General features: G+C 73.2%; 22 protein-coding genes. 5 read left to right on the top strand and 17 right to left on the bottom strand.

What is annotated here, in order from left to right; translation table 11 throughout:
• Positions 1-17 precede the first annotated feature (17 nt).
• The 14 genes from BJ999_RS24585 to BJ999_RS24520 form a co-directional block, all read right to left on the bottom strand.
• Positions 18-1,856 carry a bifunctional sugar phosphate isomerase/epimerase/4-hydroxyphenylpyruvate dioxygenase family protein gene (locus BJ999_RS24585; protein ID WP_179835474.1) on the bottom strand — a complete coding sequence of 613 codons (1,839 nt, stop codon included), beginning with the start codon at positions 1,854-1,856 and terminating at the stop codon, positions 18-20.
• A 76-nt stretch (positions 1,857-1,932) separates the two neighbouring features.
• Positions 1,933-2,655 carry an MBL fold metallo-hydrolase gene (locus tag BJ999_RS24580; RefSeq protein ID WP_179835473.1) on the bottom strand — a complete coding sequence of 241 codons (723 nt, stop codon included), beginning with the start codon at positions 2,653-2,655 and terminating at the stop codon, positions 1,933-1,935.
• Positions 2,652-3,470: a Cof-type HAD-IIB family hydrolase gene (locus tag BJ999_RS24575; protein ID WP_179835472.1), complete on the bottom strand. Its 819-nt coding sequence runs from the start codon at positions 3,468-3,470 to the stop codon at positions 2,652-2,654. Before BJ999_RS24575 ends, BJ999_RS24580 begins: the two co-directional genes overlap by 4 nt.
• Positions 3,467-4,300, bottom strand: coding sequence for an inositol monophosphatase family protein (locus BJ999_RS24570; protein ID WP_179835471.1), 834 nt, complete (start codon positions 4,298-4,300; stop codon positions 3,467-3,469). Before BJ999_RS24570 ends, BJ999_RS24575 begins: the two co-directional genes overlap by 4 nt.
• Complete coding sequence (locus tag BJ999_RS24565; protein ID WP_229810376.1) at positions 4,297-5,082, bottom strand: HAD family hydrolase; 786 nt, start codon at positions 5,080-5,082, stop codon at positions 4,297-4,299. The genes BJ999_RS24570 and BJ999_RS24565 overlap by 4 nt, the downstream gene beginning before the upstream one ends.
• Entirely contained in the window at positions 5,079-6,212 is a 1,134-nt protein-coding gene (locus BJ999_RS24560; protein WP_179835470.1) for an ABC transporter ATP-binding protein, read from the bottom strand. Before BJ999_RS24560 ends, BJ999_RS24565 begins: the two co-directional genes overlap by 4 nt.
• 2 nt (positions 6,213-6,214) lie before the next feature.
• Positions 6,215-8,038 carry an ABC transporter permease gene (locus BJ999_RS24555; protein ID WP_179835469.1) on the bottom strand — a complete coding sequence of 608 codons (1,824 nt, stop codon included), beginning with the start codon at positions 8,036-8,038 and terminating at the stop codon, positions 6,215-6,217.
• Between the two features lie 65 nt (positions 8,039-8,103).
• Positions 8,104-9,297, bottom strand: coding sequence for an ABC transporter substrate-binding protein (locus tag BJ999_RS24550; RefSeq protein ID WP_179835468.1), 1,194 nt, complete (start codon positions 9,295-9,297; stop codon positions 8,104-8,106).
• Between the two features lie 57 nt (positions 9,298-9,354).
• A complete protein-coding gene (locus tag BJ999_RS24545) occupies positions 9,355-10,014 on the bottom strand; it encodes a DUF47 domain-containing protein (protein WP_218935204.1) in 660 nt (219 codons plus the stop codon).
• Positions 10,011-10,991 carry an inorganic phosphate transporter gene (locus BJ999_RS24540; RefSeq protein ID WP_179835467.1) on the bottom strand — a complete coding sequence of 327 codons (981 nt, stop codon included), beginning with the start codon at positions 10,989-10,991 and terminating at the stop codon, positions 10,011-10,013. Before BJ999_RS24540 ends, BJ999_RS24545 begins: the two co-directional genes overlap by 4 nt.
• Positions 10,988-11,983 (bottom strand): Gfo/Idh/MocA family protein, encoded by a 996-nt coding sequence (locus tag BJ999_RS24535; RefSeq protein ID WP_179835466.1) that lies wholly within the window; start codon positions 11,981-11,983, stop codon positions 10,988-10,990. Before BJ999_RS24535 ends, BJ999_RS24540 begins: the two co-directional genes overlap by 4 nt.
• Positions 11,984-12,354: 371 nt before the next feature.
• Positions 12,355-13,275: a LacI family DNA-binding transcriptional regulator gene (locus BJ999_RS24530; protein WP_179835465.1), complete on the bottom strand. Its 921-nt coding sequence runs from the start codon at positions 13,273-13,275 to the stop codon at positions 12,355-12,357.
• An 81-nt stretch (positions 13,276-13,356) separates the two neighbouring features.
• On the bottom strand, positions 13,357-14,706 hold the full coding sequence (locus tag BJ999_RS24525; protein ID WP_179835464.1) for a phytase: 1,350 nt from the start codon (positions 14,704-14,706) through the stop codon (positions 13,357-13,359).
• Positions 14,707-14,831: 125 nt separating this feature from the next.
• The gene (locus BJ999_RS24520) at positions 14,832-15,569 is read right to left on the bottom strand and encodes a GntR family transcriptional regulator (protein ID WP_229810377.1); all 738 of its coding nucleotides are present in this window, start codon (positions 15,567-15,569) and stop codon (positions 14,832-14,834) included.
• A 164-nt stretch (positions 15,570-15,733) separates the two neighbouring features.
• Here BJ999_RS24520 and BJ999_RS24515 point away from each other — a divergent pair, with 164 nt between their 5' ends.
• The 5 genes from BJ999_RS24515 (at position 15,734) to BJ999_RS24495 (ending at position 21,967) form a co-directional block, all read left to right on the top strand.
• Positions 15,734-16,615 carry a TIM barrel protein gene (locus tag BJ999_RS24515; protein ID WP_179835463.1) on the top strand — a complete coding sequence of 294 codons (882 nt, stop codon included), beginning with the start codon at positions 15,734-15,736 and terminating at the stop codon, positions 16,613-16,615.
• The gene (gene iolC / locus BJ999_RS24510; RefSeq protein WP_179835462.1) at positions 16,612-17,571 is read left to right on the top strand and encodes a 5-dehydro-2-deoxygluconokinase; all 960 of its coding nucleotides are present in this window, start codon (positions 16,612-16,614) and stop codon (positions 17,569-17,571) included. The genes BJ999_RS24515 and iolC overlap by 4 nt, the downstream gene beginning before the upstream one ends.
• An 8-nt stretch (positions 17,572-17,579) precedes the next feature.
• The gene (locus BJ999_RS24505) at positions 17,580-18,476 is read left to right on the top strand and encodes a Cgl0159 family (beta/alpha)8-fold protein (protein WP_218936076.1); all 897 of its coding nucleotides are present in this window, start codon (positions 17,580-17,582) and stop codon (positions 18,474-18,476) included.
• Between the two features lie 142 nt (positions 18,477-18,618).
• Positions 18,619-20,475: a 3D-(3,5/4)-trihydroxycyclohexane-1,2-dione acylhydrolase (decyclizing) gene (iolD, locus tag BJ999_RS24500; RefSeq protein WP_179835461.1), complete on the top strand. Its 1,857-nt coding sequence runs from the start codon at positions 18,619-18,621 to the stop codon at positions 20,473-20,475.
• 7 nt (positions 20,476-20,482) lie between these two features.
• Entirely contained in the window at positions 20,483-21,967 is a 1,485-nt protein-coding gene (locus tag BJ999_RS24495) for a CoA-acylating methylmalonate-semialdehyde dehydrogenase (RefSeq protein WP_373292922.1), read from the top strand.
• On the opposite strand, the gene BJ999_RS24490 is transcribed toward BJ999_RS24495, so the two are convergent.
• From BJ999_RS24490 to BJ999_RS24480, 3 genes are read right to left on the bottom strand one after another with little or no spacing between them, the layout of a single operon-like run.
• Positions 21,941-22,591: an isochorismatase family protein gene (locus tag BJ999_RS24490; protein WP_179835459.1), complete on the bottom strand. Its 651-nt coding sequence runs from the start codon at positions 22,589-22,591 to the stop codon at positions 21,941-21,943. The two genes, BJ999_RS24495 and BJ999_RS24490, sit on opposite strands and share 27 nt — an antisense overlap.
• Positions 22,588-24,489 carry a hydantoinase B/oxoprolinase family protein gene (locus BJ999_RS24485; RefSeq protein WP_179835458.1) on the bottom strand — a complete coding sequence of 634 codons (1,902 nt, stop codon included), beginning with the start codon at positions 24,487-24,489 and terminating at the stop codon, positions 22,588-22,590. The genes BJ999_RS24490 and BJ999_RS24485 overlap by 4 nt, the downstream gene beginning before the upstream one ends.
• Positions 24,489-26,552 (bottom strand): hydantoinase/oxoprolinase family protein, encoded by a 2,064-nt coding sequence (locus tag BJ999_RS24480; protein WP_179835457.1) that lies wholly within the window; start codon positions 26,550-26,552, stop codon positions 24,489-24,491. Before BJ999_RS24480 ends, BJ999_RS24485 begins: the two co-directional genes overlap by 1 nt.
• Positions 26,553-26,554: the final 2 nt, after the last annotated feature.

Raw genomic sequence — 26,554 nt, 5'->3', positions numbered from 1 at the left:
GGCTGACGGACCAGATCCTATTGTGGCGCGCGGCGGGTCCGCCGGGCGTGCTGCGCGGCCAGCCGGACCGGCGCGTTGACCGCGCCGTATCCCCGGTAGCCGCCCAGCCGCTGGACGATCTCGAAGAACACCCGGCCGATCGTCGCCGTGTAGAAATGCAGGAACTCCCCCTGCTCGTCCCGGTCGTAGAGCAGTCCGAGTTCCCGGAGCAGCCGGTGCCGTTCCGCGCCGAGGTCGAACCGGGCTTCGAGATCGTCGTAGTAGTTGTCCGGAATGGCGAGCGTCGCCGCCCCCGCCGCGTGCGCCCGCCGCGCGGTCGCCACGATGTCGGCGCTCGCCAGCGCCACGTGCTGCCACGCCAGGTCGTACCTGCCGTCGTGCGCCCCGACATAGGCGACGTTGAGCGCCACCCGCACCCCGCCGTCCTCGGTGGAGACCGCGCGGCTCCGCATCAGCCCGTAGGGGTCGGGCAGTTCGAGGCTGTCATGCGGCCGGAGCCCGAGGACGCTCCGGTAGAACAGCGACGCCTCGTCGAAGTGGTGCCAGGGCTGGGTCAGCGCCACATGGTCGATATGGGTGATCTCGCCCGGCGCCTCACCGGCGGGACGGCGGTCCCGCGAGAAGTCGTCGGTCCAGCTGGAATGGTCGGGCCGGGCGGTGCGGCAGAAGAACACCTCGGTCCCGTCCGGGGCCGCGACGGCGTCCAGGGGCGCGTCCCGGGGGCCGCGCAGGCGGGGCAGGACGGGAGACAGGAGCGCCTCGGCGCGCTTGACCGACGCCGCCGGGTCGGGCGACTCCAGCCCGACGGCGGCGAGCGCGGGACCGTCCTGGCCCTCCGCGCTCCCGCTGTTCACCAGGATGCGCGCGGCCCCCTGCTCCCACAGTTCCACCGGCTTGCCGGCATGCCGCCCGCCGCGGACGAATCCCAGCGCGCCCAGCAGCTCGCCGACCGGCCCGGCGGACGGCGCGGCCAGCTCGGCGAACGCGAACCCGGTCGGCGCGAGCGGAGGGGGAAGGGCTCCGCCCGGGCGCGGCGCATCGCCCGCCCGCTGGACGACCTCCTCCAGGGCGATGAGCGACCGCATGGCGTCCTGCGCGGTGCGCATCGCGGCGGCCTGCCGGAAGATGTCGTTGAAGACCTCCAGCGACAGCGGGCCGTCGTACCCGGTCCGCAGGACGTGGTCGACGAGCCCCGCCACGTCGAGGTCGCCCTGCCCGGGGAAGCAGCGGTAGTGCCGGCTCCAGTGGAGGACGTCCATCGGCAGCGTCGGCGCGTCCGCGAGCTGCACGAAGAAGATCTTGTCGCCCGGGATCGTCCGGATCGCGTACGGGTCGACGTCGCGGGCCAGGATGTGGAAGCTGTCCAGGCACAGCCCGAGGTTGGGGTGGTCGGCCGCGCGCACGATCCGCCAGGCGTGGAAGTAGTCGTCGACGTGCCGCCCCCAGGCGAGCGCCTCGTAGGCGACGTCGACGCCGTGCTCCGCGGCGCGCTCCGCGAGCAGCCTCAGCTGCTCGGCGGCGAGGGCGTCGTCGTCGATCGCCGCGGGGGAGACGTTCGAGCAGACCAGCAGCCGCGTGGCGCCGAGCCGCTCCATCACGGCGAACTTGTGCTCTGCGCGCCGCAGCCCGGCCGCGAGGACGTCGGGCGGCACCGCCTCGAAGTCGCGGAAGGGCTGATAGAGGTCGATGGTGAGCCCGAGGTCCGCCGCCCTGCGGCGCACGTCCTCGGGGCTCATGTCGCTGCCGAGAAGGTCGTTCTCGAAGATCTCGACCCCGTCGAACCCTGCGGCCCCGATGGCGGTCAGCTTGTCGGCCAGCGACCCGCTGAGCGACACGGTCGCGATCGACCTGCGCATACCGTGCGCCCCTCTCCAATGGACGAACTAGTACGTTAGCCTAGCATCGCCCTGTGCCCGGGGTTCGCCGCCGGAGTCAGGTGATCAGTCTCAAGCCGGGGGTCGCCAGGGTGAGGGGGCCGTGGTAGGACGCGCGGGCCTCCCGGAGGGCGGCCATGGGGTCGGCCCATGGCCGCAGGTGGGTGAGGACGAGGTGGGCGGCGCCGGCTTCCTCGGCCAGGCGTGCCGCCTGCGCCGGGGTGAGGTGGGCGGCGCCCGAGCCGGGGGTCTCGACGGCGGCCGCCGCCTCGCACAGGAGGACGTTCGTCCCGCGCGCCAGTTCCAGGAGCTCCGCGCATTCACCGGTGTCGCCCGAGTAGGTGAGGCTCGCGGATCCGGCGGTGACCCGGACGGCCTGCGCCGGCACCGAGTGCCGCACCGGAACCGTCTCGATCGTCAACGGCCCGAGCCTGGCCGACCCCGCGGGCGGGTCCCGCCAGTCGAGGGCCCGCGCGTAGCCAGACGGGGCGGCGACGTGCGCCGCGGTCCCCGCCGGGGCGATCACGGGCAGCCGGGCGGTGGTGCCCCTGCGATCCCGCAGGTAGGCGAGGGGCACCAGGTCCGAGCAGTGGTCGCGATGCCGGTGGCTGATGAGCACCGCGTCGATCGCGCACGGATCGGCGAAGCGCTGCAGGGGCCCGAGCGAGCCCGTCCCGGCGTCCAGCAGGAGCCGGAAGCCGTCGTGTTCCAGCAGGTAGCAGGAGCACGCGGCCTCCGGCCCCGGGACGGTGCCCGCGCAGCCGACGACGGTCAGGATCACGGCAGGACGCGGGCCACGAGGTCGGCGACGGCGCCCTCGGCGCACGGGCCCACGACCACGTCGGCGGCGGCCCGGACGGCCTCGGCGCCGTCCCCGACGGCGGCGCCGAGGCCGGCGGCCTGGATCATGTCCAGGTCGTTGGGGTTGTCGCCGATCGCCGCGACGGCGCTCAGGGCCACGCCCTGGGACGAGGCCAGCTCGCGCAGCGCCGTGCCCTTGGTCGCGCCCTCGGGCAGCGCCTCCAGGTAGGTGCTCTCGGACCTGACGAGGGTGACGCCGGGCACGGCCGCCGACACCGCCTCCTCGGTCGGATCCATCAGCCCGGGGCGGTCGCAGATGAACATGACCTTGACGATGTCGTCCAACGGCAGGTCGCCCCAGGAGCTGATCTCTTCGAACTCGATGCCGTCGCGGCGGGCGTACTCCAGCAGCGCCGGCGAGGATCGCGCGGTGTGGGCGCGGCCCTTGGCGAAGGCGACCGGCCAGACCCCGGCGGGCAGCTCGGCGAACAGCAGCGTGAGCTTCGCCCAGGCGGCGACGCCGAGGCAGCGCCGGAACAGGACGGCGCCGGTGCTGAGGTCGACCACGCGCGCCCCGTTGTACAGGATCGCGGGGGTGGTCAGGCCGAGCGTCCGGTAGTACGGAAGCGCGGCCTCCTCGCTGCGCCCGGTGGCGATGAGGACGGTGCCGCCGGAGGCGATGAAGCGGCGCAGCGCGGTCAGGCTCGGCTCGACGATCTTCAGGTCGCGCCCGACGAGGGTCCCGTCGAGGTCGGTGACGATCCAGTCGGCGGTCCGCGCTCCGGTCGCGCTCATGCGGGCTCACCGGCGTTCACGAGCCCCGCGACGTCGGCGATGACGGAGCCGTCCAGGTCGAAGCCGCCCACGCACGCCAGGTAGCCGGGGGCCTCCCAGTCGTGGCCGCCGGGCTCCCCGTTCAGCGGCAGGTAGGTGCCGCCGGCCTGCCGGACCAGCAGCACGGCCGCCGCGACGTCCCACGCGTTGACGGACGTCCCGTAGGCCACGTCCGCCCATCCGGCGGCGACGTGGGCGAGGGTGAGGGCGGCGCTGCCCGGACGGCGCACGGTGGCGAACGCGTTGACCAGCGAGCCGAACCGCCGCAGCGACTCCTCTCCGCGGCGGTGCATCTCCCGCGCGTTGGGGTAGCCGGTGACGAGCACCGCGGTCTCGTCGCGGGTCGCCCCGCGGCTGCGGATCGGCTCGCCGTTGCAGGTGGCGCCGTCGAGCGTGGCGGTGAACATGTCGTCGCGCACCGGGTCGTAGACCACGCCCGCGACCAGCTCATCGCCTACGGCCGCGCCGATGGACACGCAGAAGAACGGCAGGCCGACGGCGAAGTTGGCCGTCCCGTCGATGGGGTCGACGAACCAGCGCAGGTCGCCGTCGCCTCCGCCCACGCCGCCCTCTTCACCGACGACGGCGCTTCCCGGGGCGTGCTCCGCCAGCACCTCCCGGATCGTCTCCTCCGCCGCCCGGTCGTGCTCGGTGACCGGGTCGTGGAAGTCGCGCTTGAGATCGACCTCGGGACGCGACCGGAACGCCGTCCGCAGACGGTCGCCGGTGGCGCGGGCCGCGAGTTCGGCGATCCCGGCGAGCTCCCGCGAGGCGGGGACATCGACGCTCATTGTTCTCCTTCGATCGTGGCGGTGAGCAGGTCGAGCAGTCCGTGCCCGTCGTCGACGACGGCGTCGGGGCGGCATCGCACCTCGAACGGGACGTCGTGGGTGCCCTTGGCCACCATCAGCACGTTCCCGCCGACGCCGGCGCGGTGCCCGCACAGGACGTCCCGGTCGAAGTTGTCGCCGACGTACCACGCGTCGGGCGGCTCGACCCCGAGGGCACGGGTCGCGATCCAGATCATCTCCGGGTTGGGTTTGCGGATCCCGACCTCGTCGCTGTAGACCTCCAGGGCCAGCTTGCCCGCCAGCCCCGTCGAGGCCGTGTAGTCCCGGTGCACCGCACCGGACAGCGCGTTGCTGACGACCGCGCAGGGGATGCCGAGTCCGGCGGCGGCGTCGAGCAGTTCGGGGATGCCCGGACGGGTGCGGCGGTCCTGCCGCAGTTCGCCCATCCGCTTGCACAGCGGGGTGGCGTGCGCGACGACGAGCTGCCGCGCGGGCGCGGGCCAGTCGGCCGCCACGTAGTCGCCCCAGAAGGCGGCGTGGGTCGTCTCGCGAGGCGCGTACGGGCGGGACATCGCGTCCTTCCAGCACTTGTCCGCGGCCGCGCCCGCCCTGATGTCGGTCTCGACCGCGGCGGCGTCCAGCTCGCGGGAGCCGGCGCCGGAGAGAAGGGCGTGCACCTCCTTGGCCAGGGCCGCCTGCCAGCCGGCCCGCTTGGAGGTCTCGACCAGCACCCCGCCGAAGTCCAGCAGCAGCGCCCTCGGCCGGCGCAGAACCGCGGTCACGAGGCCGCCTTCCGGACGGGCGCGACGGCATCGTCCCAGGCGCCCATCCGGGAACCGTCCTCGGCGAACACGTGGAGCCGCCCGGGACGCGTCCAGCAGTGGAGCGCGTCGCCCGGCGCCGCCTCGGGGTCCTCGTGGGTGACGGCGAACAGGTCGGTGTCCAGGACGCGCAGCTGCACGGTCCAGCTCGACCCGGTCGGCAGGACGGTCTCGACGACGGCCTCGTCCGCCCAGGCCGTGTCGGGCACCTCGTCCCGCGAGCGCGCCAGCTTCAGCGCCTCGGGCCGGACGCCCGCGCACAACGCCCCGCTCAGGCCGGCGCGCTTCTCCACATAGCGCAGCAGCGACCCGGCGAGCCCGTCGGGCTCGTCGCCCAGGGGGACGATGTTCATCGGGGGGCTTCCCACGAACTCGGCGACGAAGCGGTTGGCCGGACGCTCGTACATCTCCATCGGCGGCGCGACCTGCTGGAGCTCTCCCTCCGACATGACCGCGATGTGCGTGGCCATCGTCATGGCCTCCATCTGGTCGTGGGTGACGAACACGACCGTCGCGCCCGTCTCCTCGTGGATGCGCTTCAGCTCCGTCCGCATCTCCAGGCGCAGCCGCGCGTCGAGGTTGGACAGCGGCTCGTCCAGCAGCAGGACGTCGGGGTCGACGGCGAGCATCCGCGCCAGCGCGACGCGCTGCTGCTGGCCGCCGGACAGCTGGGACGGGTACCGGTCCATGCAGTCGGCGACGCGCACCTTCTCCAGAGCCTCCTGGGCACGGGCCCTGCGGCGCTCCGCCGGCACCCTGCGCATCCGGAGCCCGAACTCGGTGTTGCCGCGGACGGTGAGGTGCGGCCAGAGCGCGTAGTTCTGGAACACCAGGCCCATGTCCCGCTTCTCCGGCGGGACGTAGACGCCGCGCTCGACCGAGTCCAGGACCCGGTCGCCCACGCTGATCTCGCCCCGGGTCGGCTGCTCCAGCCCGGCGATCATGCGCAGGGTGGTGGTCTTGCCGCAGCCGGACGGTCCGAGCAGGCAGGTGAAGGACCCGTCCGGGATGACGAGGTCGAGGTCCTTCACCGCGGCGCGGCCGCCGCCGACGTAGTGCTTGACCACTCCGCTGAGGGTGATGTCCGGCATGGTCAACCTCCGATGCCCGAGGCCAGGCTGCTCTTGGTGAGCCGCTGGGCCAGGTAGGTCATGGTGAACGAGAGCAGGGCGATGACGAGCACGACGCCGTTGGCGAGCTGGGTGTAGCCGTAGTCGACGAGCCCGATGGACAGGGTGGTGAGCAGTTGCGTCCCGGACGTGGTCAGCATGATGACGATGCTGAGCTCCTTCAGCCCGGAGATGAACGGCAGGACCACGCCGGTGACGAGCGCGCCCCGCTGGATCGGGATGATGATGCGGACCATCCGGGTCGGCCAGCGCGCCCCGCTGATCTGCGCGGCCTCCTCCGGCTCCCGGCCGAGCTGCATCATCGCCGAGATCCCCGACCGGGACGAGTACGGCAGGTGCGTCACCACCATCACCAGGACCAGCAGCGTGATCGTCCCGTAGAGGGCGGGCACGGGGCCGCGCCGGACGGCGAACAGCGACAGGCACGCGGCGGCGAACGCGATGCCGGGCACCAGGTAGGGCAGGAACGACACCTGCCGCAGGAACGCCGAGACGCGGCTCCCGGCGCCGCGCACCACCACGTAGCCGACGAGGAGCCCGACGAAGCCGCAGACCAGCGAGGCCAGCCCGACGATCCGCACGCTGTTCCAGGCCGCCTCCCACAGCTCGCCTCCGCGCAGCACGCCGTGCGGGAACCCGACCGCGCCCTTGATGTCGGATCCGAACCAGTACTTCAGGGTGAAGTTGCCGGGGCTGAACACGCCGGGCGTCTTGGTGATCGTGGACAGCAGCAGCGTCAGCACCGGGATGACGACGCTCGCGGCGAACACCGCCATCGCCAGCCCGAACGCGGGCCACCGCCAGCGGCGCAGGTCGCCGCGCCGGTCCATGGCGCCCTTCCCGCCGACCGTGACGAATCGGCGCTGCTCCCTCACCAGCCGGGTGTCGACGACGACGACGAGCACCCCGACCAGCACGATCACGCCGGCGATCGTCGAGGCGACGCCGGTGCTGCGGTCGCGGATCGCGTGGAACAGGCTCGTGGACAGGACGTTGTAGTCGCTCGGCAGCCCGAGGATGTAGGGGGTGCCGAACGTGCCGAGGACGCGTCCGAGGACGAGCAGCACCGCCGACGACAGCGCCGGCAGCATCAGCGGCAGCGTGATGCGGCGCAGGACCGTCCGGCCGCCGGCGCCGAGGATGCGCGCCGAGTCCTCCAGTTGCGAGTCGATGCGGCGCAGCGCGTTGCCGAACAGCAGCAGCACGAACGGGTAGTAGTGCAGGCCGAGCGTCACGATGATCGGCACCGGCCCGTAGGCGAGCCAGTCGGGGGTGTGGATCCCGGCCCCCTGCAGATAGCCGACCTGCCCGCCGGACCTCTCGTTCTTGAACAGCGACAGCCACGCCAGCGCGAACGTCCAGGACGGCAGCATGTACGGCACGACCAGCGCGCCGGCCAGGAACGTGCGGCCCGGGACGTTCGTGCGGGTCACGAGCCACGCCATCGACCCGCCGACGACGAGTGCGAACGCGATCACGCCGACCGCCACCGTGAGGGTGTGCAGGAGCGGTTCCCAGAACAGCAGCCTGCTGACCGGGGAGCGGAACACCCGCCACAGGTAGTAGCTCGTCCACGAGCCCGCGCCCTGGCCGGAGCGGGCCTCGTCGCCGTACTGGACGCGGCCGGCGTCCGAGACGACCGAGACGAGCGGGGCGATGACGAGGTAGAGGAGCGCGGCGCTCAGCACGAGGCCGAGCAGCACGGTGGGGTCACGCAGCAGGACGCGGATCCGGTACAGCACGCGCCGGCCGCGTGACACGGGCCGTGCGGAGGCGGCGACCGCCATGGGTTCTTCCTCCGGGGTGGAGCCCGGCGGGCCGCTCGTGCGGCCCGCCGGGAGTCGGGCAGTGCTCAGGAGTGGTTGACGCGCCAGAAGTCCTTGATGTCCTGGCGGTTGCGGAAGTCGGCGAGCAGCTTGTCGGAGGAGAACCAGTACAGCTGGGTGTTCCAGTCGGTGAGGCCGGGCGGGTTGTGCGGGCTCACCCCGACCGCGTCGTTGCCGGACACGCCGCCTGAGTGGGCCTCAAGGTCGAAGCCCTCCTTCGACATCGCGAAGTGGACGAACAGCTTGGCGGCGTTGGGGTGCTTGGACTTCGCCGCGATCGTCGCGAACTTGGGGTAGGCGAAGCCGGTCCAGGGGCTCAGGCCCTCGCAGACCTTCATGTTGAAGCCCTTGCCCTCCAGGTCGCGGAACTTGGCGATCGAGAACAGCCCGATCGTCGTCCGGGTCTGGTTGGGGGCGCCGACGGCGGTCGCGACGTCCTCGTCCTCGGTGGTCAGCACCGGGTCGTTCTTCGCGAGCCGCTTCACCCACTCGTAGGCGGCGTCCTTCTCCCCGGTCTTGAGCTTGCCCTTGCCGAGCTGCTCGTAGGCGGCCGCGAGCTTGTCGGGGCTCCGCTCCGACAGTTGGGTGAACCACTGGGTGAAGACCTCCTTGCCCAGCGGGTCCTGCATCATGACCTTGCCCTTCCACTGGGGGTCGGTCAGGTCCCAGACGTTCTTCACCGGGCATCCGGCGGGGTTGAGCCTGGGGTTGTAGGCGAACACGTACGCCTTCGAGAGCATCATGAGCGGGTTCCGGTTCTTCTCGCCGATGGTCTTGGCGAGGTCCGGCGGGATCCACGTCGTGACGATCTTCTGGGGGAGGAGCTGGCCGACGAGCATCGGGCCGTCCTCGAACAGGCTGACGTCGATGGTGACGTTGCCGGCCTGGGCCTCGCGCGTCATCTTCTCCGCGGTCGCGGCGGCCTTGGACTTCTCGCCCTCGGCCTTGATGCCGTACTTCTTCTCGAACGCGGCGGCCATGTCCTTGACGTCGCCGCTGCCGTCGTAGGCGAGGACGCTCCCCTCCTTCCTGGCGGCGGCGATCAGCGCGTTCAGGTCGAAGGACGCCGCGTCCTCCACGGTCACGGCGGGGAGGGGCCGGTCGGCCCCCGCCTGCCCCTCGCTGGACGGCGCGCACGCGCTCAGCGCCGCGGTGGCGAGGGCGGCGGCGACGGCGGCCCCGGCCTGTGCCCGGCGCCCTCTCATCATGGTGCGGATCATGGTGGGTTCTCTCCTTGCGCTGTGCCCGCAGCCCCGACCTGCGGCTTCATGGTTCGATCAGTGACTGCGTTTGAGCATCGCGTCCGAGAGCGCGTCGGCCGCCTCGCCGAGCCGCCGCCCCACCGCGTCCAGGCGGTCGAGCAGCTCCCGCCTGCGCAGGACGTCGATGTCCAGCGGGCCGGCGAACAGCCGGGTCAGCGCCGCCTGCCGGGTCTCCCGGACGCGGTTGCCCGCCTTGCGCGCGCCGAGCGCCGCGACGGTGACCGCGGCGGGCTCGGCGAGGACCTTCCGGACGGCGGTGTCGAGGGAGGTCAGCCCCTCCAGGACCGCGTCCAGCGGTGGGACGGCGAAGCCGAGTCCGGGCGGCCCGAACATGTCGGCCTCGCGGACGAAGTCGCGGAGGTTGTCCAGGACGTCGTCGACGGAGCGGGAGAGCCGGTACAGGTCCTCCCGGTCGATGGGGGTGGCGAGGACTCCGTGCAGCATCGCGGCGAGCGCCGCGCGCTCGGCGTCCCCCGCGTGCTCGATCTCGGCCATCCGGGTACGGGCCTCGCCGGAGGGGACCCGCCCGGCCGCCATCTCCCGGGCCAGCTCGGCGCCGTCACGGACGGCGCGGATCTGCCGGGCGACCTGCCCGACGACCCGGTCTCCGGAACGGCCGCGCAGGTCGTCCCACACGAGCCGGATGCGGCGGACGGGCCGGACGGCGGCGCTCACAGCGCCCTCACCGCGACGCCGCCGAGCGTTCCCGCGGTGAAGGCGAGCGGCAGTGTGAACAGCCACGCGGCGCCGATGCCGACGACGTTCTGCCAGCGCACCCGGGAGGCGCCCTCGCTCGCGGCGACGCCGACCACCCCGGCGGTGACCGACTGCGTCATGCTGACCGGCGCGCCCGCGAGCGAGCTGGCCGCGACCGACGCGGCGGCCGCCGCTTCCGTGGACACCACGTGCAGCGGCCTGGCCAGCACGAGCCCGCGCCCCAGCCGGTCGCCCACCCGATGGGCGGCGCTCAGCGCACCGGCGCAGAAGACGACGGCGATCGCGATGAGCACCACCGGGGTCGGCTGGACGGGGCCGACCCCGCCGAGGCGCCGCGTGGACACCACATGCCGCGCCACGCTGACGACGGCGAGCATCTTCTGCCCGTCGTTGGCGGCGTAGGCGGCGCACTGGGCGGTGTAGGCCAGGACGTGGGCGGTCCGGACGGCTCCGGGCATGCCGGTGAAGGACGGCACGCGCCGCGACGCGAGCCCGAGCCCGAACCCGACGGACGTGCCGACCAGCGGGGCGGCGGCGCCGGCGATCAGGACGAGGCCGAGCCCGTCCCAGGCCACGTCCAGGCCCATGCCGAGCCCGGCGCCGCCGATGCCGCCGACGATCGCCAGGGTGAGACTGGTGGGCAGGCCGCGCCGGGTGAGCCCGGCGACGACGGCGAGCGCGACGGTCACGCCGAGCAGGAAGGCGAGCGCGCCCCGCCGGTCGCCGAGGTCGGTGAGGCCCTCGGTGAACGTCCGCGCGACCGTGACCGTCACCTGCGGGACGAGGACGAGGGGCACGAGCACCAGCGCGGTCAGCAGCAGTCTGGGTGAGCGGGGGTAGCGCCCGCTGAGCCCGAGCAGGGCCGCGCCGTCGTTGACGCCGGTCACCCAGACGAAGGCGAGCGCGACCGTGCCGAACGCCACCGCCCAGATCATCGGATCTCCGCGAGCGGGACGCGGCGGCCCTCGCGCAGCGAGAGCGCGGCGGCCTCGGCGACGAGGAACGCCTCCAGCGCGTCGTCGATCGTGCAGGGGCTGCCCGCGCGGCCCCTGGCCATTTCCAGGAACGTTCCAATTTCGTTCGCGTACGCGGGTTCGAAGCGCTCCTGGAAGTCGGTCCACGGGTCGCCGGGAGGCCAGTCCACGCCGGGCTCGGCCGACCGGAGCGGGGCGCGCTCGTCGAGCCCGACCACCCAGGTGCCGGCGGTGCCCGACAGCTCCATGCGCACGTCGTATCCGGCGCCGTTGTACCGCGAGCCCTGCAGCGTGGCGAGCGTCCCGTCGTCCATGGCCAGGACGGCGGCGCTGGTGTCCACGTCCCCGGCGGCGGAGAAGTAGGCGTCGCCGCGGTTGGCGCCGACGGCGGTGACCGAGTCGACCTCCCGCCCGGTGACCCACCGCAGGATGTCGAAGTCGTGGATGTGGCAGTCGCGGAAGATCCCGCCCGACGAGCGGACGTACTCGGCCGGTGGCGGCGCCGGGTCGGCGGTGACCAGGTGGACGCGGTGGAGGGCTCCCAGGCGCCCGTCGAGCACGGCCTGCCGCGCCGCCGCGTAGCCGGCGTCGAACCGGCGCTGGAAGCCCACGTGCACGGGCACTCCCGTCTTGGCGGCGCGGTCGCGGACCTCCAGCGTCGTGCGCAGGTCGGGCGCGACCGGCTTCTCGCAGAACGCGGGGACTCCCGCGTCGCAGGCGCGGACGAGCAGCTCGGCGTGCGTGGACGTCGGCGTGGCGATGACGACGGCGTCGAGCCCGGCGGTGAGCACGGTCTCCGGGTCCCCGGCGCGGGCGCCGATCGGGCCCGCCAGCGCCGCGGCGCGGCGGACGTCGGCGTCTCCGATCAGCAGGGTGTCGACGTGGGGATGGCCGCCCAGGAACCGGGCGTGCGACGCCCCGATCCGCCCCGCGCCCAGCAGTCCGACCCGCATGGTGCCTCCCATGGCTGTCCGATCGGATGGCGAGTTCATCTGATGGACCGGCGGCGGACACCGGTTGTTCATCTGCTCGTCATCTTCGTGTGGCTTGGGCCACATTTGTAGCCCGAGCCGGAACTGCAGTCAAGACTTTGTTCTTACATCTTGACGTTCTTACTTGGACTGGAGTCTTGTTCGCGCCGGCCGCGGGGCGGCGGAGCTGCGGGAACGGCGAGGCGCGGCTCGGCTCCGACCGGCCGCGTCCGGCCAGAAGCGACGCGCGAGGGCGCGGCACGACGGATCCGCGTGCCGCGGGCATGGCAGAAGGGCGTGCCGCGCGATCGGCCGGAGCCGGGATGGCACGCCTTCGAGCATCCGGGGCCGGGCTACCGGGTGGTGCCGCGCTCATCGAGGACGGGCGGGACGATGACGCGCCGGGTCGCCGCCGGCGCGCCGTCCCCGATCCGGTCCAGCAGGAGCGCCGCGGCCTCGCGGCCCATCTCCGCGGGCGGCGAGGCGATCGTCGTCAGCCCCGCGGCCCGCGCCCCCGGCGGATCGCCGTGGACGATCAGCGACACGTCGTCCGGCACGCGCCTCCCGGCGCGCAGCAGCGCGGTGAGCGCGGCGGTGCCCGTCGCGTCGCCGAGCGCGAGGACGGCCGTCGGTGGCTCGGGCCGCCGCCACAGCTCGTCCGGATGGGCGGCGACGGCGCCGGGCGGGCACGCGCGGCGCAGGGGCGAGGGGCGGGGACCGAGGTCGAGGCAGGCGACGCGGTGGTGGCCGAGGTCCGCCAGGTGCCCGAGCGCCCGCTCGACGGCCGCGGCCCCGTCGCCGGTCACGCAGTCGACGCGGTCGGAGCGCACGGAGCGCCCGACCACGGACACGGCGCAACCGGCGGCGGCGCGCTCGATGTCGGCGGCGGCCAGCCTCGGCCCGGCCAGGACGACACCGTCCGGGCGCAGGTCGAGCAGGTCGTCCAGGGCGATCCGCTCGCGCGCCGGGCCGCCGCGCCCGGTGGCCAGCAGGAGCCGGACGCCGCGCCGGGCGGCCTCGTCGGCGAGCCCGTCGTAGACCGCGCCGGACCAGGGGTCGTGGAGGTCGGAGAGGAGCACGCCGATCATGCCCGTCCGGCCGGCCGCGAGGCCCCGCGCCATCATGTTGGGCCGGTAGCCGAGCTCCCGGGCCGCCCGGAGCACCGCCTCGCGGCGCTCCTTGCCGACCTTGGGGGAGCCGCGCATCACCAGCGACACGAGCGCGCGCGACACTCCGGCACGCGCGGCCACGTCCTCCAGGGTCGGGTGGGTCATGCGGTGTTCTCCCGGGTACGGCGAGTCGCCGCCATGGGGGCATGGCGGCGACTCGCGTCGGTGCGGTCCGTGCTGTCGTCGCTAGTCGCGCGGGTCCCAGTCGCCGGGCGTGACGTCCAGGTCGAGCGGGTCCGCCACATCCTCCCAGTCGACCAGCTTGAAGTTGGTGTTCTCCCGGACCTCGCCGTTGCCGTCCGTGACGGTGGGGGTGTTGACGCCGTCGTGGACGACGAGGAGGCCGTTCTCGAATCCGCCGACGGGGGCGCTGGTCACCATCGCCCCGTCGCAGACCTCCGAGCCGTCGACCGTCGTGCCGGCGGCGACGCGGAAGTGGCCGAGGTACTGGCGCGGGTCCTCGCGGTCGTAGACGACGAAGGTGTCGTCACCCTGGCTGGAGGCGAGCAGGTACCCCTCGCCGTCGTCCTGCCGGTAGAGGGACAGGCCCTCGGCGTCGGCGGTGATGTGCGTGCCTCCGACGCCGGGGTCGGGTCCGCTCGGGGCGCACTCCTCGGTCTCGGGGTCGTAGGCGGCGGGGACGCCGTACTCCTTGACCTTGTCGATGAGCTGCGGCGCGCCGCCGCCCAGTGGGATGCGCCAGATGCCGACGTCCTCCTGGGCCGCGAAGAGCACCCCGTTCTCGGGGTCGGCGACCATGCCCTCGACCTGCGGCCCCTCGCCGGGATCCTCGCACGGCGTCCAGGTGCCGCCGCCCGGCAGCGCGAACGAGGTGGGCAGATCGACGTCGCGGACGTGCCGGTAGGTGACGGTGCCCGTGGCGGTGGCCTCCAGCCGGACGGTGCCGACCCGGGAGGTGTGCCGGCGGCTGAGCGCGACGTAGGAGGTGCCGCGGATGTCCTTCCAGGACGCCAGCCCGTACGCCGTCGCCTGCTCGTTGATCTCGTCGAGCGAGGACGAGAAGACGGGCGGGGCCGCGGGGTCGGTGACGTCGATGAGCGGGGTGCGGTGGGCCTCGGCCTTCGCCGGGTCGATCGCGTAGGTGCGGACGGTGTCGCGGCCGCGGTCGGACACGACGGCCAGGTCGACCTTGCGGCGGCCGAGTTGGAAACCGTAGATCAGGTCGACGTTGTTGAACCGTCCGGGCTCGTCGCCGGGGCGGGGCGGGGCGGGGGCGGCGAGCCGCTGGATCTCCCGGCCTGCGGTGTCGTACACCGCGAGCCCGCCCTGTTTGAGCGTGGCGACGATCAGGTCGCCGCGGCGGTCGCCGGGATGGCTCCAGATCGCCGGGTCGTCGGCGTTGGCGTTGCCGCCCGCGTCGTCGTCGAGGTTCGCGGGCGTCTCCAGCGCGGCGCGGACCTGGGCGAGCTCATCGCCGTCGGCGGCCGCGGGGGCCGCGGCCAGGAAGGCCGCGGCGAGCGCGGTCGTCGCCGCGGCCGCCAGGCGGACGCCCTGGGGGGTGGGTCGCAACTGCATCGGGTTCCTCCTGATGCGTGGGGGATGCCTGAACCGTAAGCATTAGAGCGCTCTAATTCAATAGAGCGCTCTAATCGATCACGAGGATTTCCCCGGACGTTCGCCCTCGGCCCCGGGCGGGCCGGCTAGCGCTCGACGAGGGTCAGGGCGAAGGAGTACCGGTCGGCGCGGTAGACGTGGCAGCCGTACTCGATCGCTCCGCCCTTGTCGTCGTAGGCGGTGCGGGTCATGGTCAGCAGCGGGACGCCGCGCCGCTCGTCCAGCAGCCGGGCCTCGGCCGCCGTCGCGCCGCGGGCGCCGATCGTCTGGTTCGCGATGCGCAGGTTGACGCCGGTCGCGCGCAGCAGCTCGTACAGGCCGTGCTCGGCGAGGTCGGCCTCGGTGATCCTGAGCAGGTCGGGCGGCAGGTAGTTGGTGAGCAGGGCGAGCGGCTCGTCGCCGGTGAACCGGATGCGGCGCATCCTGGTGACCTCGGCGCCGGGCGTGACGCCGAGCTCCTTGGCCACCTGGTCCTCGGCGGGGACGGGCCCGAGCTCCAGGACCTCGGTGCGCGGCTCGCGCCCCGCCGCCGCGAGGTCGTCGTGCAGACTGGTCAGCTCGATCGGGCGGCGGATCTCCGACTGGACCACCTGCGTGCCGACGCCGCGCTTGCGCACCAGCAGTCCCCGGTCCACCAGGTGCTGGATCGCCTGCCGGACGGTCGGGCGCGACAGCCCGCACCGCTCGGCCAGCTCGACCTCGTTCTCCAGACGGGTGCCCGGGGACAGCTCGCCCTCCCGTATCGCCGCCTCCAGCTGCTGCGCGAGCTGGTAGTACAGCGGGACGGGGCTACTGCGGTCCACGGTCACGCGCGGTCGGTACACCCGGCGCCTCCTCTCGTCGGGACGATCGTACCCGCCGCCACCAGTTAGCTTATTACCTCATAATGTCATAACAAAGTATTGACATACCTTCCCGGCTTTCAGCAGACTCGGCGAGGCCGATACCGAGCACGCAGCCGGGCGCGTCCCAGGGAGATGGTGAGCCGATGTTCAACGACCGCGTCGCGGGAGCCCCGATCTCGTGGGGGGTGTGCGAGGTGCCCGGCTGGGGGCATCAGATGGACCCCGGACGGGTGCTGGCGGAGATGCGCGACCTCGGGCTGGCCGCCACGGAGTTCGGACCGGACGGCTTCCTGCCGCCCGGGGCCGAGGAGCGCGCCGCCCTGCTCGACGAGTACGGACTCCGTGCGGTGGGGGGCTTCGCGCCCGTCGTGCTGCACGACCCTGACCGCGACCCGCTGCCCGAGATCCGGCGGATCCTGTCCGGCTATGAAGTGGAACGCTCCAAATCGGAACTGACGCTGGTGCTGGCCGCCGTGCACGGGCTGGAGGGCTACGACGAGCGCCCCTCGCTCGGCGCCGCCGGGTGGACGGCGCTGCTGGCCAATCTCGACCGGATCGCCTCGCTGGCCGCGGAGGCCGGCGTCCGGGCCGTGCTCCACCCGCACGTAGGGACCATGGTGGAACGATCCAACGAGGTGCGGCGCGTCCTCGACGGGTCGGGCGTGCCCCTGTGCCTGGACACCGGCCACCTGCTGATCGGCGGCACCGACCCGGTCGAGCTGGCGGCGGGCGCCGCCGGGCGGATCGCGCACGTCCACCTCAAGGACGTCGACGCCGAACTCGCCGAGAGCGTCCAGCACGGCCGGACGCCCTACACCGAGGCCGTCCGCGCGGGCCTCTACCGCCCGCTCGGCGCGGGGGACGTCGACATCGCCGCGATCGTCGGCTCTCTCGAAGGCGCCGGGTACGACGGCTGGTACGTCCTGGAGCAGGACACCGTCCTCGACCGCGAACCCGCCCCCGGCGCCGGTCCGCTGGCCGACGTCCGGGCCTGCGTCGAGTACCTCACCGGGATCGGCTCATGAGCGGCGCCGCGTCCTTCGACGTCATCACCATGGGCCGCGTCGGCATCGACCTCTACCCGCTCACCTCCGGTGTCGGGCTCGAGGAGGTCGAGACGTTCGCCCGGTTCCTCGGCGGCAGCGCCACCAACGTCGCGGTCGCCGCCGCCCGGCACGGCCGCCGGAGCGCCGTGATCACCCGGACCGGCGCCGACCCGTTCGGCCACTTCGTCCGCCGGGCGCTCGCCGAGTACGGCGTCGACGACCGGTACGTCGCCGACGTCCCCGGCCTGCCGACCCCGGTGACCTTCTGCGAGCTGTTCCCGCCCGACGACTTCCCGCTGTACTTCTACCGCTTCCCGAAGGCACCCGACCTGGAGATCCGCGCGGACGAGCTGGACCGGTCCGCGATCGAGGGCGCCGGGGTGCTGTGGGCCACGATGACGGGGCTGTGCGCCGAACCGTCCCGGACGGCGACGCTGGCCGCGCTCGGCGCCCGGCGCCCGGCTGCCCTCACCGTCCTTGACCTCGACTACCGGCCCATGTTCTGGGAGTCGCGGGCCGAGGCGCGGCGCTGGGCCGGCGAGGCCCTCGAACACGCCACCGTCGCGGTCGGCAACATCGCCGAGTGCGAGGTGGCCGTGGGGGAGAGCGACCCCCTCCTGGCCGCCCGCGCGCTGCTGGACCGGGGCGTCCGGCTCGCCGTCGTCAAGCGCGGACCGGACGGCGTCCTCGCCGTCGACGCCGAGGGCCGGACCGCCGAGGCGCCGCCGGTGCCGGTCGAGGTCGTCAACGGCCTCGGCGCGGGCGACGCGTTCGGCGGGGCCCTCTGCCACGGGCTGCTGTCCGGGTGGGACCTGCCGCGCGTCCTGGATTTCGCCAACGCCGCCGGCGCGATCGTCGCGTCCCGGCTGGCGTGCTCCGCGGCGATGCCCACGACGGACGAGGTGCTGGCACTGACGGAAGGGGTGGTCGCATGACCCTCGACATGCCGGTGACCTCCGCCGGTTCGTGGGCGGAGCGGATCGCGGGGCTGACCGAGGCGCGGGTGATGCGTCCGGAGGCGATCGCCGAGGCGGCGGAGCGCAGGACCAGGCGGAACTCGCTGGTCGGGGAGTCGGGGCGGTTGATGCTGCTGGCCGCCGATCATCCGGCGCGTGGCGCCCTGGCGGCCGGTGGCGATCCACTGGCGATGGGCGACCGGGGTGAGCTGCTGGACCGGTTGTGCGTCGCCTTGGAGCGGCCGGGCGTGGACGGCGTGATGGGCACGGCGGATGTGATCGAGGATCTGCTGCTGCTGGGCGTGCTGGACGGCAAGGTCGTGATCGGTTCGATGAACCGGGGCGGCTTGGTGGGGTCGGCGTTTGAGATCGATGACCGCTTCACGGCCTACAGCGCGGATGCGATCGCGGCGTCGGGGTTGGACGGCGGCAAGATGCTGGTGCGGGTGGACGATGACGACCCGGCGACTGTGCGCACGTTGGAGGCGTGTGCTCGGGCGGTGACGGAGCTGGCCGAGCATGGGCTGATGGCGATGGTGGAGCCGTTCATCTCCCGGCGGGTGGACGGGCGGGTGCGCAATGATCTGTCGCCCGAGGCGATGACGCGGGCGGTGGCGATCGCTTCGGGGTTGGGGTCGACGTCGGCGTACACGTGGTTGAAGGTGCCGGTGGTGGCGGACATGGAGCGGGTGATGGCGGCGTCGACGCTGCCGGCGCTGCTGCTGGGCGGGGAGGTGGCCGCCGATCAGGGGGCCGCGCGGGAGGGGTGGCGGCGGGCGCTGCGGCTGCCGACCGTGCGGGGTCTGGTGGTGGGCCGGTCCCTGCTGTATCCGCCGGACGGCGACGTCGCCGCGGCCGTCGACGCCGCGGTGGAACTGCTGTGAACGTGATGGCCGGGCCTTCGCCGGAGCGCGCGTGGCGCATCTGCGACGACCCGGCGCACGCCTGGATCCGGAAGAGCCGGGGAGGGCGGCCGGTCGGTTCGCGGCCGCCCCTGCCCCGGGCACGCGGTGTGGAGGAGCGGTCATGAGGTTGACGGTGAGTCAGGCGCTGGTGCGTTTCCTGTCGGTGCAGTACAGCGAGCGGGATGGTGTGGAGCGGCGGTTCTTCGCGGGGTGTTTCGGGATTTTCGGGCACGGCAATGTGGCCGGGATGGGGCAGGCGCTGCTGGAGCATGGTGGTGAGCTGCCGTATTACATGGCGCGTAACGAGCAGGCGATGGTGCATGCGGCGGCGGGGTTCGCGCGGATGAGTGACCGGTTGTCGACGTTGGCGTGTACGACGTCGATCGGGCCGGGTGCGACGAACATGGTGACGGGTGCGGCGCTGGCGACTGTCAATCGGTTGCCGGTGTTGTTGCTGCCGGGTGATGTGTTCGCGACGCGTGCGGCGAATCCGGTGTTGCAGGAGTTGGAGGATGCGCGCTCGTATGACGTGTCGGTGAACGACTGCTTCAAGCCGGTGTCGAGGTATTGGGATCGGATCAATCGGGCCGAGCAGTTGCCGGGGGCGTTGCTGGCGGCGATGCGGGTGTTGACCGATCCGGCCGAGACCGGGGCGGTGACGTTGGCGCTGCCGCAGGATGTGCAGGCCGAGGCGTTCGAGTGGCCGCAGGAGTTGTTCGCGCGGCGGGTGTGGCGGGTGGGGCGTGCGGTGCCTGAGCCGGCGGTGCTGGAGGAGGCGGCGGCGATCGTGCGGGGGGCGGAGCGTCCGTTGATCGTGGCGGGCGGCGGGGTGATCTACTCCGGTGCCACTGGGGAGTTGGGGGCGTTGGCCGAGCGGACGGGTGTTCCGGTCGCCGAGACCCAGGCGGGCAAGGGTTCGCTGGCGTGGGATCACCGGGGTTCGGTGGGGGCGGTGGGTGCGACCGGGACCACGGCGGCCAACGCGCTGGCGCGTGAGGCTGATGTGGTGATCGGGATCGGTACGCGTTACAGCGATTTCACCACTGCCTCGCACAGTCTGTTCGCTCACCCTTCGGTCAGGTTCGTCAACATCAACGTCGCCCGCGCCGACGCGGTCAAGCTGGGGGGATTGTCGGTGGTGGCCGACGCCCGCGAAGCGATCCGGGCACTGGACGAGGCGCTGGCCGGCTACACCGTCCCGCAGGGCTACAGGGAGCGTGCACGGGCGCTGATGGCCGACTGGAACGCCAGGGTCGAGCGGGCCTGCGCGCCCAAGGACGGGGACGGGGGGTTGCTGACCCAGGCCGAGGTGATCGGGGCGGTCAACGAGGTCAGCGGGCCGCGGGACGTGGTGGTGTGCGCGGCCGGGTCGATGCCCGGTGACCTGCACAAGCTGTGGCGGGCGCGTGACCCCAAGGGCTACCACGTCGAGTACGGCTACTCCTGCATGGGGTACGAGATCGCCGGTGGTCTCGGGGTGAAGATGGCCGCACCCGACCGCGAGGTGTTCGTCCTGGTCGGTGACGGCTCCTACCTGATGATGGCCCAGGAGCTCACCACCGCCGCCGCCGAAGGGATCAGACTCGTCGTGGTCCTGGTGCAGAACCACGGCTACGCCTCCATCGGCAACCTGTCGGAGTCCGTCGGCGCCCAGCGCTTCGGCACCCGCCACCGCCTGCGCACCCCCACCGGCCTGGACGGCGACCCCATCCCCCTCGACCTCGCCGCCAACGCCGCCAGCCTCGGCGCCGACGTCATCCGCGCCGACGACGCCGACGGATTCAGGAAGGCGCTCCGCCAGGCGATCGCGTCGCCCCGCACGACGGTCGTGCACGTGGAGACCGACCCCCTCGCCGCAGGCCCGGGCAGCGAGGCGTGGTGGGACGTCCCGGTCGCCGAGGTCTCCGAACTGGACGACACCCGGCGGGCACGCGCCCACTACGACGACAGCAAGAAGACTCAGCGCCGTTACCTCTGAAAGGAACCTGATGCGTTCTATCCAGCACTGGATCGGTGGTGTCCCGGTGGGCGGGAGCACCTCGGCCGCCGTCCACGACCCGGCGACCGGCCTGCAGTCGGGCGAGGTCGTGCTCGGGCGGCGCGCCGAGGTCGACCTGGCGGTGGGGGCCGCGGCGCGGGCGTTCGAGTCGTGGTCCGAGGTGTCGCTGAGCCGGCGGGCGCAGATCATGTTCGCGCTGCGCGACCTGCTGGAACGGCACGAGGACGAGCTGGCCCGCCTGGTCACCGCCGAGCACGGCAAGGTCCTGGACGACGCGCGCGGAGAGGTCGTGCGGGGGCGGGAGGTCGTCGAGTTCGCCTGCGGGATCGCGCAGGTGCTCAAGGGCGAGTACTCCGACCAGGTGTCGTCGGGGGTGGACGCGTTCTCGTTCCGGCAGCCGCTCGGCGTGTGCGCGGGCGTCGTCCCGTTCAACTTCCCGGTCATGGTCCCGCTGTGGATGCACCCGATCGCCATCGCGTGCGGCAACACGTTCGTGCTGAAGCCGAGCGAGCGCGTGCCGTCGGCGTCCAATCTGGTCGCCGAGCTGTACGCGCAGGCCGGGCTGCCGGACGGGGTGTTCAACGTGCTGCACGGCGACCACGAGACCGCCGACGCGCTGATCACGCACCCGGGCGTGGCGGCGGTGTCGTTCGTCGGGTCCACGCCCGTCGCGCGGCACGTCCACGAGGCGGCGAGCTCCGCGGGGAAGCGGGTGCAGGCCCTCGGCGGCGCGAAGAACCACGCGGTGGTCCTGCCCGACGCCGACCTCGACCTGGCCGCGGACCAGATCACGGCGGCGGCGTACGGATCGGCGGGCCAGCGCTGCATGGCGGTGTCCGTCGCGGTCGCCGTCGGGGCCGCCGCGGACCCGCTGATCGAGCGGCTCGCCGCCCGGGCCCGCGCGATCAGGGTCGGGCCGGGCGACGACCCGGCGAGCGAGATGGGGCCGGTGATCAGTGAAGCGGCGCGGCAGCGCGTCACCGGCCATGTCGAGGACGCCGAGCGGGCCGGCGCGAAGCTCGTCGTGGACGGGCGCGGCGCGGCCGGCCCCGGGTTCTTCGTCGGCCCCTGCCTGCTCGACGGCGTCGCCACCGGCATGGCGGCCTACCAGGAGGAGATCTTCGGCCCGGTCCTGCTGGTGCTGCGCGCCGAGACGCTCGACGAGGCGATCGCGCTGATCAACGCCAACCCCTACGGCAACGGGACGGCGATCTTCACCTCGTCCGGAGAGGCGGCGCGGCGGTTCCAGCGGGCCGTGCACGTCGGGATGATCGGGGTGAACGTCCCCATCCCGGTGCCGATGGCGTTCTACTCCTTCGGCGGCTGGAAGGCGTCCCTGTTCGGTGACACCCACGTCCACGGGGCCGAAGGGGTGCGCTTCTACACGCGCGCCAAGGCCGTCACGTCCCGGTGGCCCGCCCCCGTCGTGGCCGACGGGGCATCCTCAATGGCCTTCCCCACGGCCCGATGAGGACCCGCGCACGGTGGTGAGCGCCTCGTCGAGGGACAGGACGTCGGCGTACTTGGCGCCCAGGTCCAGCAGGTTCGCCTCGTGCAGGCGGCGGTCCCGGTCGCCGCAGGCCTCGTCCACCACCAGCGGGCGGAACCCGTGCTGCAGCGCGTCGGTCGCGGTGGCGCGGATGCAGCCGCTGGTGGTGAGCCCGCAGACCAGCACGGTGTCGATGCCGGACGCGGTCAGGGTGGCCGCCAGGGACGTGCCGTGGAACGCGCTGGCGTACTGCTTGGTGACCACGGTCTCGCCGGCACGAGGGGCCGCCCCCTCGGCGAAGTCGCCGAGGGGGCTCCCTTCCTCGAATACGCGGAGCGCGGGAATCTTGCGGCGGAACAGGCCGCCGTCCGCGCCGCCCGGCTGGTACTTCACCCGCGTGAACAGCACGGGCAGCCCGGCCGCCCGGCCCGCGTCGACGAGGGTCGCGGCGGCGGCCACCGCTTCCTCGACCGGGGCGCGCAGCGGCGACCCGTCCACCAGGTAGGCGCGGACGAGGTCCACGGCCAGCACCGCCGGCGACCGGCCGCAGCCGAGGCCGCGGCCGAATCCCGAGGCGCGGTAGCCGGCGGCGAGGTCGTCGCTCACCGGCGGTCCCGCAGCGCGGCGGCGGACCGGACGTCGACCGGCGGGCGCGGCGCGGGAAGGCCCGTCTCCTCCTCGCAGCGGGCGAGGATCTCCGCCAGCGGCGGGCCCATGTCGAAGACCGGGATCTCTGTCCGCTCCTCGGCCATCCTCGCCCGCAGCAGGTCGGTGGCCTCCTCGTCGAGGACGCCCTCGGCGGTGCAGACGACCCCGTAGCCGGCGCGGGCGCCGTCCGCGGTGACCAGGCCGCGCAGGACCTCCAGTGCGACCAGTTCGGCGGGACGGGCGAGGGGGTCGCCCCATCCGCCGCCGCCCCAGGTCACGAAGTGCAGGACGTCCCCGGGCCCGACCACGACGTCGTGGATCTTGCTGGGCAGCACCTCCCGGGTGCCGTCCGCCCGTTCGATCCACTTGCGGCCCCGCTCGCCCGGACGTCCGCCGTTCACCCCCCACGGGTAGGTGAGCCAGCGGTCGTCGTGGATCGCGATCGTGCCGGGCTCCTCGAAGCAGTACGCGACGTCGACCCCGTTGCCGCCCCGGTGCAGGCCCGCGCCGCCGGAGTCGGCGATCGTCTCCCACCGCTCGACGCGCAGCGGGTAGTACGACTCCAGGTACTCGCAGGGGATGTTGACGAACGACGGCCACAGCGAGTGCCCGTCCGGGCCGTCCCCGACGGGGCGTCCCGGCACACCGCCGAACCCGATCGAGTACAGCTGGAACCACTCGCCCTCGCGCGGCCCCGAGCCGTAGTGGCCCGAGTACATGAAGTGCGGCGAGGACGAGAAGCCGGCCGCGTTGAGGATCTCCGGGTTGGTCTGGCCGAGCAGCCCGCCGAACAGGTCGAACACCCGGCCGATGCCGTGGTTGCGGGCGTTCAGCGCGGCCGGGTGGCGCGGCTTCCAGAACGAGTCCTCCGGGATCGTCACGTCGATCAGCGGGTAGAAGCCGTCGTTCCAGAGGATCTGCGGGTCCGCGACGGTGATCACGTAGATCCCGAAGAACATCCGGACGAGGTTCTCGTTGATGAAGTAGTTGACCGGCCCGACGGCCTGCGGAGCCGCGTGGGAGAAGTCCAGATGGATCTTCTCGCCGGTCCGGGTGAGTGAGATCTTCAGTTCGTACGGGCCGTACCCGCAGCCGTCGTCGCAGATGTAGTCGGCGAACTCCAGCGTCCGGCCGTCCTCGAAGAGGGTGGCCAGCAGGACCTTCATGGCCTGGTAGTTGCGGTCGAGCAGGGCGTCCAGCGCCGACAGGTAGGTCTCGACGCCGAACCGGGCGCACAGTTCGGAGACCCGCCGGGCGGCCGTGGTGCACGCGGCGACCAGGCCGTTCAGGTCGGCCCGGTTCCAGTCGGGCATGCGCACCTGGTTGAGGATGATGCGCAGCGCCGGCTCGTTCAGCCGGCCGCCCTCGTACAGCTTGAACGGCGGGACGACCACGCCCTCCTCGTAGATGGTGCGGGCGTCGGCGGGCATCGAGCTGGGCGTCTTGCCGCCCACGTCCGACATGTGCCCGAACATCGAGGACCAGCCGACCAGCCGGCCCTCGTGGAAGATCGGCACCACCAGCAGCCAGTCGTTGGCGTGGCTGATCGCCGCGCCGCACGCGTACGGGTCGGACGTCATCAGGATGTCGCCCTCGCCGATCGTCCCGTCGAAGTTCTCCAGGAAGTCGGGCACCGAGAGCCCGAACTGGCCGACGACCATCTTCCCCGACGGACCGGCGATCAGCGGGAACTCGTCGTGCTGCTCGCGGATGCCCGGGGACAGCGCGGTGCGGAACAGCACCTCGTCCATCTCGTGGCGGGCGTTGCGCAGCGCGTTCTCGATGATGTCCAGGGTCACCGGGTCGACGTCGACGCGGCCGGCCGGCGCGGTCGCGGTCTGCAGGATCTCGGCCATCAGCCCTCCTCGTTCAGCGGACGGATCAGCAGGCTGCCGCTCGGGTGCACGGTCGCGGCGTGCCCGGCCAGCACGAGGGTGGTGGAGTCCATCTCGACCACCACGGCCGGTCCGGCCACGACGTCCCCTGAGAGCAGCCGGGAACGGTCGTAGACGCGGGCGGACGTCGTGGCGCCGTCCATCCACACCTCGGTCTCGCGGACGAGCGCGGCGGACGGGTCGCCCGACCCCTCCGGCAGCACGCGCCAGGCGACCTCCGGGCGCGGCCCGCTCACCGTGACCCGCAGGTTGATCACCTCGCGTTCGTTGCCGAGCAGGAAGGAGAACAGCCGCTCGTGCTCGGCGTCGAACGCGGCGCCGAGGCCGGCCAGCAGGTCGCCGTCGACAGTGGCACGGTCCAGCTCGACCGGGATCTCGAAGCCCTGCCCGTGGTAGCGCAGGTCGATCTGGTACGTCGCGGTCTGGCTCTCGCGCGGCACGCCCTCCGCCTCCAGCCGCCCGGCGGCGGCGTCGGCCAGTTCGGCGAGCGCGGCGCGCAGCTCGTCGTCGTCGAGGGTGGAGAAGCGGCGCACCATCGTGCGGGCGCTCTCGTCGCGCGGGCAGGTGGTCGCGTCCCCGTAGGCGCACAGGACGCCCGGCGACGGCGGCACGATCACCGGCCAGGAGCCGGTCAGCCGGCCGAGCGCGTTGGCGTGCAGCGGGCCCGCGCCGCCGAACGACATCAGCGCGAAGTCGCGGGGGTCGTAGCCCTGCCGGACGCTGATCAGGCGGAGCGCGCCGAGCATGTTCTCGTTGACGATGTCGATCACGCCGGCCGCCGCCGCCTCGACGCTCGGCAGGCCCATCGCGTCGGCGACGGAGCGCATCGCCTTGCGGGCGGCCTCGGCGTCCAGGGCGATCTCCCCGCCGGCGAGCCGCGTCGGAAGGTGGCCGAGCACGACGTTGGCGTCGGTCACGGTCGGGTCGGTGCCGCCCGCCCCGTAGGCGGCCGGGCCGGGGTCGGCGCCCGCCGACTGCGGGCCGACCCGCAGCGCCCTGGTCAGCTCCGGGACGTGCGCGATCGAGCCGCCGCCCGCGCCGACCGTGCGGACGTCCACGCTGGTGGCGCGGACGGTGAGGTCGCCGACGGTGGTCTCCCGGCCGATCCGGGGGCGCCCGCCGAGCACCAGCGCCACGTCGGTGGACGTGCCGCCCATGTCGAAGGTGAGGAAGTCGGGGAACCCGGCCTGCTCGGCGAACCAGACCGCCCCCGTCACCCCGCCGGCCGGGCCGGACAGCAGCAGCGACACCGGGTCCTCGGCCGCCTTGGCGGCCTTGGTCAGCCCGCCGTCGCTGCGCAGCACCGACAGCGGCGCGTCGATCCCGCTGCCGCTCAGCGACCGGTCCAGGTTGCCCACGTAGCGGGACACCTCGGGCTGCACATAGCTGTTCGCCACGGTGGTGACGGTGCGCTCGTACTCCCGCATCTCCGGCAGGACATGGCTGGACAGCGACACCGGCACCCCGGGCAGCTCCTCGGCGGCCAGTTCGGCCACCCGCCGCTCGTGCGCGTCGTTCGCGTAGGAGTTGATCAGCGAGACCGTCAGCGCCTCGATGCCGGCCCCGCCGAGCCGCCGCAGCTCCGCACGCGCGCGGTCCTCGTCCAGCGGGGCGACGACCGTGCCGTCGGCGGCGATCCGGCCAGGGATCTCCACGGTGTGCTCCAGCCGGGCCAGCGGCTCGGGCTTCGGCCAGATGATCCAGCCGGCGAGGCCGCCGGGGACGAACGACCGGCCGATCTGCAGGACCTGCCGGAACCCCTCGGTGGTCACCAGCCCGACCCGCGCGCCCCGGCCCTGGAGGATCGCGTTGGTCGCCACGGTGGTGCCGTGCAGGACGTGCGCCACCTCGTGCATCTCGATCCCGGCGTCCCGGCACACCTTGCGGATGCCGTTGAGCACGCCCTCCGACTGGTCGGCCGGAGTGGACGCCGTCTTGGCGCGGTGGCTGACGCCGGTCCGCTCGTCGACCAGCAGCACGTCGGTGAACGTGCCGCCCACGTCGACGCCCAGTCGATAACCCATCT

Origin of the sequence: Actinomadura citrea (genome assembly GCF_013409045.1) — a bacterium.
GTDB classification, from domain to species: domain Bacteria; phylum Actinomycetota; class Actinomycetes; order Streptosporangiales; family Streptosporangiaceae; genus Spirillospora; species Spirillospora citrea.
This window is presented reverse-complemented; position numbering and strand designations above follow the sequence as displayed.